Below are 3,108 nucleotides of genomic sequence, written 5' to 3' on the forward strand. Positions count from 1 at the left end.
TGTACACAACTGTATACACGCGTGTACACTACCTCGCTCTAAGTATATCCTCTGTAGGGCTCGCTTGTAGGTCTGTTTCTTGGGGATAATGCCTAGGATCTTTAGTGATGGGCTAAGGCTCCCTGGGATATGAAATATAATACCCCCGAAGATCCAAAGGCAGGAGTGTGCGAGCGAGATCATGTGTCGGCCCTGCCTAGGCTATCGTGCCTATACCCTATGAGGAAAAGTAGGAGGTGGGGTCTACCCTTCTCTCGGGGATGACCCCAAGGGAAGGGTAGACCCCACCTCCTAGTGTATGCTGCTACTAGAGTAGGGGTAGGAGCTCGGAGAGGTGTATGCTGTTAGAGCCCTTGATGAGGATGAGCGTCTCGGTGAGGGGATGCTCTTGTAGATACCCCTTGAGTTCACCGACAGAGGGGAAGACCTCGCCCTCACCTCGGCGTATAGCTTCCCACTTCGGTCCGCAGAGGATGACCCTTAGGGGCTGATGTGTGCTATACTGCTGGAGTTCTTCCCAGAGCTTTAGGTGGGCATGGTCACTCTCCTGGCCTAGCTCATTCATATCCCCGAGGATGAGGGTATGAGGAGAGCCCATAGGGGGGATATTTAGGAAGTTGTGAATAGCCGTCCGCATGCTCGAGGGGTTGGCATTGTAGGCATCGGCGATGATCCGGTTGCCCCGAGGGGAGAGAACGAGCTGGGAGCGGCTGTTGCTTGGGGTATAGGAGCTAAGGGCGGTATTGATCTTCTCTGTAGGGAGGTTGAAGAAAAGTCCCACGGCGATAGCGGCCAGCGCATTGGGTAGATTGTAGTCTCCGACGAGGTGTGTCCGTACCTCCTGCAGTGGGAATGGGAGTGCGGGGGCTATCCAGCGGAAGTGTAGGAATAGCTCCTCCCCTTGTGGACAAACCTCCCCCTCTACTAGAGCAGGGACATGCTCGGCATAGGTGATGATCTTCTCTGCTCCTTGGCTCATCTCCATGAGGGTCGAGTCATCTGCGTGTACGAAGAGTATGCCCCCTCGACTACGCACACTGTCATAGAGCTCTCCCTTGGTCTTGCGCACTCCCTCGAGAGAGCCGAAGCCCTCAAGGTGTGCCTCACCGATATTGGTGATGAGTCCGTAGTCGGGCTCAGCGATGGCACAGAGCTCCGCTATATCCCCAGGCTTGCTCGCTCCCATCTCGATGAGTGCAAGCTGATGCTCGGATCTTAGGCGAAGGAGGGTAAGGGGGACACCGATATGATTGTTGAGGTTCCCTTCGGTGTAAAGGAGGTGGTAGCCCTCCGAGAGTACGGCTGCGGTGAGCTCCTTGGTGGTCGTCTTGCCATTGGTCCCCGTGATAGCGATCACGGGTAGGCCAAGGGTCTTACGATGGTGATGAGCTAGCTGCTGCAGAGCCTGCAGGACATCGGGTACGAGGAGCATGCGGTCGCTCTGTGTCGCGATGCTGGGATCATCGACTACGGCATACGCAGCTCCTGCCTCTAGTGCTTGTAGGGCAAATTTATTCCCGTCAAAGGTCGTCCCCCGAAGGGCAAAGAACATACAGCCCTCGGGGAGCTGTCTAGTATCGGTGGAGACGGTAGGGTGCTGGAGGTAGAGGGTGTAGAGCTCTTCTAGCGAGGTCATTTCTCTTGGGATTATTGTAGGGGAGATATGGGTGATCGGATAGGGGGGAAGTACCTCGTCCAGCTCCCTAAGGCCTAGGTGTAGGTAGGGGCGGGATAGGTCACGGGGCTTGAGGATTAGGTCATCCCAGCTGATGAGGTCTATATCTATAGGTATCTGCTCGGGGGTCATCGCTCTCTGTTCGGGGGTACGTCCTGCCCTGCGCTCTAGATCCTTGAGACGATCAGCAAAGGTAGTGAGCTCCTCATGTGTATCCCCCACGACGACCACATCGGTGAAGAGGGCAGAGGAGAGGGCGAACTCCACTGGTGCCGAGAGGCGTGGTGTGGAGAAGCGCAGTGAGCAATGGGGGAAGGTGAGGAGCTCCTCCCGTACGAAGGCGATATGTGCCTCTGCTTCGGTGTTGCTCCCCAGTGTGAGTACGAAGTGGTGTGATCGGGTCATCGGTCGTCCTCGGGAGATATGTGTTGGACATGCACGGAGGCCTCGTGGATCGAACTGAAGAGCTCATGTAGGAAGCTCTCCTCTAGCCCGAGCTCCCTCCCTGAGCGTAGTCGCTCCTGTAGGAGAGTGCGGTATCGCTCGGGCTGTACGATAGGCAGGTGATCCTTGGCCTTGATCTCTCCGATACTTCGGGCGAGCTTCATCCGCTCTGAGAGGAGGTGTAGGAGCTGTCGGTCGATGTGGTCGATGGACTGACGTAGCTGGCTAAGCGCCTCGGAGTCTGCTGTGCTACGTGTGGGGTGGATCAGCAGGGTATCTAGCAGGGCGATGAGGGAGTCTGGAGTAAGCTGCTGGGCGGCATCGCTCCAGGCTTCACTGGGTGTAGGGTGGGTCTCTATCATAAGACCTGAGAAGTTCATCTCCAGTGAGGCTTGGCAGACTATGGGTACGAGTTCTCTGCGTCCCGCTATGTGGCTCGGATCGCTAAGTATGGTGAGCTCGGGGTGACGTCTACGTAGCTCGATGGGGATCTGCCAGAGAGGGGCATTGCGGTACTGCCCTTTGCCGTAGGTGCTGAATCCCCGATGCACAGCCCCGATGCGTGTTATGCCTGCTGCATGGAAGCGTAGCAGGGCTCCTTCCCAGAGGTCTAGGTCTGGGTTGAGTGGGTTCTTCACCAGCAGGGTGACGTCGGTACCACTCAGGGCTTCTGCTAGCTCAGAGACAGCGAAGGGGCTAGCTGTAGTCCTTGCCCCTACCCATAGGGTGTGTATGCCCGCTTGTAGGCAAGCCTCGACATGAGCTACAGAGGCTACCTCGGTCATAGCCTGCATCCCCAGCTCCTGCTCGATACGTCTTAGCCAAGCAAGTCCCTCTGCTCCTACGCCCTCGAAAGAGCCTGGGCGTGTACGAGGCTTCCATAGGCTCGCTCGGAAGAGTCGTATACCATGAGCCCTCAGTAGGCGAGCTGTCTCGTAGGTCTGCTCCTCTGTCTCTGCGCTGCATGGACCAGCACAGATGAGGAAGGG

General features: G+C 57.0%; 2 protein-coding genes and 1 pseudogene. All 3 read right to left on the reverse strand.

The features are described 5' to 3' along the window. Positions 1-307: 307 nt before the first annotated feature. Positions 308-1,636, reverse strand: a complete 1,329-nt coding sequence (gene murF / locus QZ554_RS08245) for a UDP-N-acetylmuramoyl-tripeptide--D-alanyl-D-alanine ligase (protein WP_297195725.1) — start codon at positions 1,634-1,636, stop codon at positions 308-310. Between the two features lie 78 nt (positions 1,637-1,714). Beyond that, positions 1,715-2,080: pseudogene (locus tag QZ554_RS08250) on the reverse strand (2-amino-4-hydroxy-6-hydroxymethyldihydropteridine diphosphokinase); the annotation flags it as partial. Beyond that, positions 2,077-3,108, reverse strand: a 1,032-nt coding sequence (locus QZ554_RS08255; RefSeq protein ID WP_297195724.1) for a bifunctional 3-deoxy-7-phosphoheptulonate synthase/chorismate mutase type II, incomplete at its 5' end; no start/stop codon positions are given. The pseudogene QZ554_RS08250 and the gene QZ554_RS08255, both read right to left, overlap by 4 nt.

It is taken from the genome of uncultured Porphyromonas sp., from assembly GCF_915070105.1.
Lineage (GTDB): Bacteria > Bacteroidota > Bacteroidia > Bacteroidales > Porphyromonadaceae > Porphyromonas.